Source organism: Pseudomonas sp. AGC41, from assembly GCF_057334555.1.
In genome coordinates this window covers 1-6,123 of the sequence record NZ_JBHFJB010000058.1, presented here as the reverse complement: position 1 = coordinate 6,123, position 6,123 = coordinate 1, and the positions used below count along the sequence as shown (strand labels likewise).

The 6,123-nt window shown below is 64.4% G+C and carries 7 protein-coding genes; 2 read left to right on the top strand and 5 right to left on the bottom strand.

All coding sequences use genetic code 11. From position 1 onward, the window contains the following. Positions 1-60 precede the first annotated feature (60 nt). The 5 genes from ACE04F_RS11330 to ACE04F_RS11310 all read right to left on the bottom strand — a co-directional run bounded on the left by ACE04F_RS11330 (position 61) and on the right by ACE04F_RS11310 (position 4,386). Positions 61-1,218, bottom strand: coding sequence for a phospholipase D-like domain-containing protein (locus ACE04F_RS11330; protein WP_486106722.1), 1,158 nt, complete (start codon positions 1,216-1,218; stop codon positions 61-63). Position 1,219: 1 nt separating this feature from the next. Beyond that, entirely contained in the window at positions 1,220-1,810 is a 591-nt protein-coding gene (locus ACE04F_RS11325) for a YceI family protein (RefSeq protein ID WP_486106720.1), read from the bottom strand. Positions 1,811-1,927: 117 nt separating this feature from the next. Further along, positions 1,928-2,239 carry an amidase gene (locus tag ACE04F_RS11320; protein ID WP_486106718.1) on the bottom strand — a complete coding sequence of 104 codons (312 nt, stop codon included), beginning with the start codon at positions 2,237-2,239 and terminating at the stop codon, positions 1,928-1,930. After that, positions 2,236-3,330: a serine hydrolase domain-containing protein gene (locus ACE04F_RS11315; RefSeq protein ID WP_486106716.1), complete on the bottom strand. Its 1,095-nt coding sequence runs from the start codon at positions 3,328-3,330 to the stop codon at positions 2,236-2,238. Before ACE04F_RS11315 ends, ACE04F_RS11320 begins: the two co-directional genes overlap by 4 nt. 183 nt (positions 3,331-3,513) lie before the next feature. Continuing rightward, positions 3,514-4,386, bottom strand: coding sequence for an acyl-CoA dehydrogenase middle domain-containing protein (locus tag ACE04F_RS11310; RefSeq protein ID WP_486106714.1), 873 nt, complete (start codon positions 4,384-4,386; stop codon positions 3,514-3,516). Between the two features lie 152 nt (positions 4,387-4,538). Here ACE04F_RS11310 and olsB point away from each other — a divergent pair, with 152 nt between their 5' ends. Beyond that, on the top strand, positions 4,539-5,294 hold the full coding sequence (gene olsB, locus ACE04F_RS11305) for an L-ornithine N(alpha)-acyltransferase (RefSeq protein ID WP_305496260.1): 756 nt from the start codon (positions 4,539-4,541) through the stop codon (positions 5,292-5,294). After that, positions 5,294-6,088, top strand: a complete 795-nt coding sequence (locus ACE04F_RS11300; RefSeq protein ID WP_486106712.1) for a lysophospholipid acyltransferase family protein — start codon at positions 5,294-5,296, stop codon at positions 6,086-6,088. The genes olsB and ACE04F_RS11300 overlap by 1 nt, the downstream gene beginning before the upstream one ends. Positions 6,089-6,123 lie beyond the last annotated feature (35 nt).

Here is a 6,123-nt window from a genome sequence, read left to right as displayed (position 1 = left end):
GACTGTCGGACCGCTTTCGCGAGCAGGCTCGCTCCCACAGTTGTATCTACCGTGTCTGGACTAACCCCGTCGATCCAGCAGATTCACCACCAGCCGATCCACCCATCCCCACAACCGTTGTTTGACGCGCTTCCACAGCGGCCGGCGCTGCCAGGCGTCGAGGCTCACTTGCAGGCTTTGCTCGAAATCGCGCTCAAAACTGGCCGCCACCGCCTGGCTCAGCCCTGAGTCCAGCGCCTCCAGATTGGCTTCCAGGTTGAAGCGCAGGTTCCAGTGATCGAAATTGCACGAGCCGATGCTGACCCAATCGTCCACCAGCACCATTTTCAGGTGCAGGAAACACGGCTGGTATTCAAAGATCTTCACACCGGCCTTGAGCAGGCGCGGGTAATAACGATGGCCGGCGTAGCGCACGGAGGGGTGATCGGTGCGCGGGCCGGTCAGCAGCAGGCGCACATCGATGCCCCGGGCGGCGGCCTTGCGTAAGGAGCGACGCACGTTCCAGGTCGGCAGGAAATACGGCGTGGCCATCCAGATACGTTTCTGACCGCTGTTTAACGCCCGGGACAGCGATTGCAGGATGTCGCGGTGCTGGCGGGCGTCGGCATAGGCCACCCGGCCCATGCCCTCGCCCACCGGCGGAACACGGGGCAAGCGCGGCAAGCCGAAATTGGAAGCCGGTTTCCAGGCCCGACGATGGCGGTTGGCGAGCCACTGGCGGTCGAACAGAAGCTGCCAGTCGAGCACCAGCGGGCCGACGATTTCCACCATCACCTCGTGCCAGTCGCTTTGGTCTTCCAAAGGGTTCCAGAATTCGTCGGTGACCCCGGTGCCGCCGACCACCGCCAGGCGCTGATCGACCAGCAGCAGCTTGCGATGGTCGCGGTAAAGATTGCGCACCCAGCGCCGCCAGCTCAGGCGATTGTAGAACCGCAGCTCCACACCTGCCTCGACCAGGCGATTGCGCAGGCCCAGGGTAAACGCCAGGCTGCCGTAGTCGTCGAACAGGCAGCGCACGCGAACACCCCGCTCGGCGGCCTGGACGAGCGCCTGGACCATCGCCTCGGCGCAAGCGCCCGCCTCCACCAGATATAGCTCCAGTTCCACCTGTTCCTGGGCGCGGGCGATTTCCACCAGCATGCGCGGAAAGAACTGCGGACCGTCGATCAACAATTCGAAGCGATTGCCTTCGCGCCAAGGGAATACCGGGCCGCTCATGTCAGCGCGCCGTAAAGATCAGCACCGCATTCACCGGCACCGACAGGCTGATGGTCGACAATCCGGCCAGCGCGCGCAGCTTTTCCAGGCCCGGTCCCAGGTCGAAATCCGCCGCGTTGAGCACCACCGGCTCCAGGGTCACGACCTGGAAACGTCGCTCATCCAGGCGCGTCGCCAGCAGTTGGACGTTGTATTCGTGCTGCTTGCCATGCAGGTCCACCGTCACCGGCAGGCGCAGCTCCAACTGTGCGCCGTTGGCCAGGTCCTGGATCGGCATCAGGTCAAGCTGCGCGGTGATGGTGGCTTCGGCAAACTGCTTGATCTCGAACAGCTCGGCGCGCATGCGTTCGTCCCGCAGCGGGACGCCGCTGTTGACGGACTCCAGCTCGACCTCCAGCCGCGCCAGGCCCTTGGGCTGGACCTGGCCATGAAGCACGAGAAAGCGCTGGACCTCGGACACATTGCCGTTTTTGCTGCTGATAAACGAAAGCCGCGAGGATTCGCCATCCAGGTACCAGTCGGCCTGGGCCGGCAACGCGGCGCAGGCGATCAACAAGGTGGTGACAACGTGAGGGAGAAACCGCTTGAACATACAGACTCGGAGGGCAGAGAAACCTGTGGCGAACCTTAACCGGGCCGAGGGCGCTTGGAAACTGTCGGTTTCGACAATTGCCTTGGCTCGCCACAAAGGCAATCCATGAAGCAGCATTCAGGGTTCCAACCGACACCCCTGCCGCTCACCGATCCACCGCGCACTGTGGCTACGCCCCAACCCGCTGACGGTGACGCGCCTGGCTTCAACGGTCTCGAAAAAATCGCTGACGGGAACCGACTGCTTCACGTAGCCGCGGCAATAGTCGGCCGGCTGCCGCATCACATAGCGGCACGAGCAATATTCCTTGGCGGTGTAGGCGCTGATGATATCGGGGAAGGCCTGCAGCGCGACCCGCTCCAGCCAGACCCAACCGAACAGGGCAACGAGCAGCACCGACGCCAGGCTGAGCAACACGTTGCGTCTCATGGTCGCACCGCCCCGGCGAAGGCCGCCATGGCGCGCTTGAGCAATTCGTTGTGGCGGTAGCTGCCGTCGCGGTCGTCGCCGTAGCGCACGATCACCAGCCTGGCGCTGGGAATGATATACAGCGCCTGGCCCCAGTGGCCGAGCGCGGCGAACGTATCCGGCGGTGCGTCAGGCCAGGGGCGGAGGGTGGAGCCGGCACCGCGATTGAGCCACCAATGCCCGCCAGGCACGGCTTCGTCCTGGCCCGCCTGGAAACCGGCGAACGGCTCGCGATTGAATGCTATCCAGTCTCTGGGCACCAATTGGCGGTCGCCCCAGCGGCCATCGCGCTGCATCAACAAGCCGACACGCGCCAGGTCCTGCGCCGTGAGGTAGGCATAGGACGACCCGACAAACGTGCCGCTGGCGTCGGTTTCCCAGGTCGCATGGCGGATGCCCAGCGGTTCGAACAGGGCCGTCCAGGGGTAATCGGCATAACGCGCGGGGCCGACGATGGTTTTCAGCGCCGCCGCCAGCAGGTTGCTATCGCCACTGGAGTAACGGAACACTTGCCCAGGCGGGCTGAAGCTTTCATGCGCGGCAGTGAACGCCGCCATGTCGTGGCGTCCGCGCGTGTAGAGCATCGCCACGACCGATGAATTGAGCGGCGCGTATTCGTAGTCTTCCTGCCAGTCCAGGCCGCAAGCCCAATGAAACAGATCGGCCAGGGTCATGTCCGGGTGTCGCTGCAGCGGCGGGTAGTACTTGGCAGCGGGATCGTCCAGGGCAAACAGCCTTTCGCCGTAGGCCACGCCGAAGATTGTCGCCAGCAGGCTTTTACTGATGGACCAGGTCAGGTGCGGAGTCTGGGCGGTCGTGGGTCCGGCGTAACGTTCGTAGACCAGTCGCCCGTCCTGGATGGCCAGGAGCGCGTCGGTGCGGATGCCCTCGCGGGTGCTGTCATTCCTTTGGGTAAAGGCGTATTGCTCCAGCGCTTCGAGGGCCGGCCCAGTGGGCGTCGGGCCGGTTGGCCAGCGGTCTGACGGCCAGTCTTCAGCGCGGGCTGTGAGGGTCAACAGCAACAGCGGGAGCAACAGCCAGCGTTTGGGCATGCGTGGGGCTCGCAGGGTTGAACCTGCAGAGCCTAGCCAGGCTTGATGACAGTTTGTGTGTGGAGGGCGCCCGGTGGGAGCGAGCCTGCTCGCGAAAGCGCTGGATCAGTGGCATGGATGCAGGCTGACGCTCCGCTATTCGCCAGCAGGCTCGCTCCCACATAGATCCCGTCGCTGCAAAGGCTAGCCCAACGCCTTGGCCAGCCGCTTGGCCCGCGCACCCGCCGCAATCTCCATGACCCCTTTGTCGCGCCCCCACATTTCTCGCCACGACGCCGGCCCAGCGGCCAGTGCCTCATTCAATTCGGCGTCAAGCCCCTTGAACTGGGCGAACAGCCCACCCAGCAGTACATGCCCGGCCGCACTGGTGGGATTTTGCCGACTCACCTCCGCGCACCCCGCCAGCAACGCCAACAGACGCAGTTGCAGGGCCTGCGGCCAATCGCACTCCTGGCCCACGCCAAACAGCCAGGCGGCCATGGCGCTGAGCACATAAAGGTCTTCCAGGGTACGGAACGGTTTGACGTAGGCATCCCAGCCGTCCCCCGGGAGCACTTCGCACAACGCGCCATCGAGCAATACCCGAGCATGGCCGATGTCCGGCATCAAAGGGATGGCGGGGAGTTTTTCCAGGTTCACCCCGGGCTCACCGCCATAGACCACCGCCAGCTTCAGCCGCGGTGCTTCGCCGGCAGCTTCGCTTCGGGCCGCGATCAGCAGCCATTCGGCGGCGTCGCCCGCGGTGACGAAATCCTTGCGTCCATTCACCCGCAAGTCGCTGAGACGGGTCTGCATATCCGCCGGGCGCAGGCTGCGCTGCTCGGTGGCGCACAAGGCGCCGAGGCTCTGCGGCGCGCTTGGCCAGAGCGCCCGCAGGGCCGCCTGGTAACCCACCAGGAACGCGAGCCCCGGCGTGGCCATCAACCTTGCGCCGGCCACCGCCAGCTCGAATGGCGTGACCGGCCCCAGCCGTTGCAACAAGCCCGCGTGACCTTCCGCCAGATCCACAAAGGCAGGCAACCGCTCGCCGCGTTCGATCAGGGTTTGCCAAGGCATGGGGGTTCCTCGTGGGCTGTCATATAAGCATCACCAAAGCTTCATGGCGATGACACCGGGGCTACATAGCCTGACTTTGCACAACATGGCTGCATAAAGAAAGTCGATTGGCTCACCCCAAGACGGGTGTAAAGCCCGCACGGAGATTCGCTATGACTCAGATCGCCCGCATCAGCGACACCGGCAATGAACGCCGCCTGCAAGCCGAACGCCTGATTGGCGCCAAGGCCTTGCAAGAAGCACAGGCCTTGCGCTTCAACGTCTTCAGCGGCGAATTCAACGCCAAGCTCAAAGGCGCGGAACTGGGTCTGGACATGGATGACTATGATGTTCACTGCGCCCACATCGGCGTACGCGACCTGAACACCGGCCGCCTCGTGGCGACCACCCGCCTGCTCGACCACCAGGCCGCCAGCAGCCTGGGCCGGTTCTACAGCGAAGAAGAATTCAGCCTGCACGGGCTGGTCCATCTCCAGGGTCCGATCCTGGAAATCGGCCGCACCTGCGTCGACCCGGCCTACCGCAACGGCGGCACCATCGCGGTGCTCTGGGGCGAACTGGCCGAAGTCCTCAATGAAGGCGGCTACAGCTACCTGATGGGCTGCGCGAGCATTCCGATGCAAGACGGCGGCATCCAGGCCCAGGCGATCATGCAACGCCTGCGCGAACGCTACCTGTGCACCGAACACCTGCAAGCCGTGCCGAAAAAACCCTTGCCGGCACTGGACGTTCCGTCCAACGTCATCGCCGAGATGCCACCGCTGCTCAAGGCGTACATGCGCCTGGGCGCGAAGATTTGCGGCGAACCGTGCTGGGACGAGGATTTCCAGGTCGCCGACGTGTTCATCCTGCTCAAGCGCGACGAACTCTGCCCGCGTTATGCCCGTCATTTCAAGGCGGCGGTGTGATGAGCCGGCTGCGGGTGTACGGACGAATCGCGCGCGTGTTGCTGGTCGTCGCACTGGGCCTGGCCATGGCCAGTGTGTTCGGGCTGCTGGAACGCCTGGGGCTGGCCCATTCGATGGAGCGCCGCCAGCGCTGGTCGCGGTTTTTCATGGCGCGACTGAGCAATGCCCTGCCGTTTCGCGTCACCGTTCATGGACACCTGCCCAAACAGCCGATGCTGTGGGTCAGCAACCATGTGTCCTGGACCGACATTCCGCTGCTGGGCATGCTCACGCCGCTGTCGTTCCTGTCCAAGGCTGAAGTGCGCACCTGGCCGGTCGCTGGATGGCTGGCGGCCAAGGCCGGCAGCCTGTTCATCCGGCGCGGCTCGGGCGACAGCCAGTTGATTCGCAAACAGATGAGCCGTCATCTGGAGCAAGCGCATCCGTTGCTCATGTTCCCCGAGGGCACGACCACCGACGGACGTTCGCTGCGCACGTTCCATGGGCGCCTGCTGTCGGCGGCCATCGATGCCGACGTGGCCTTGCAACCGGTGGCGATCCGTTACCTGCGCAACGGCGAACCCGACTTGCTGGCTCCGTTCATTGGCGATGATGACCTGCTGTCGCACCTGATGCGCCTGTTTGCCAATGACCTGGGCGACGTGGAAATCCACTTGCTCGAGCCCATCGCCTGCCACGGCCAGGAACGCGCGGCCCTGGCATTCCAGGCGCAACAGGCGGTGCACAAGGCGCTGTTCGGAACGATTCCAGAGAAACAGCAAGTGCCGGTACGGCCTGCGGCGATTGCGGCTTGATCCGAACGCGCATGAGCCGCCTGTGGGAGCGAGCC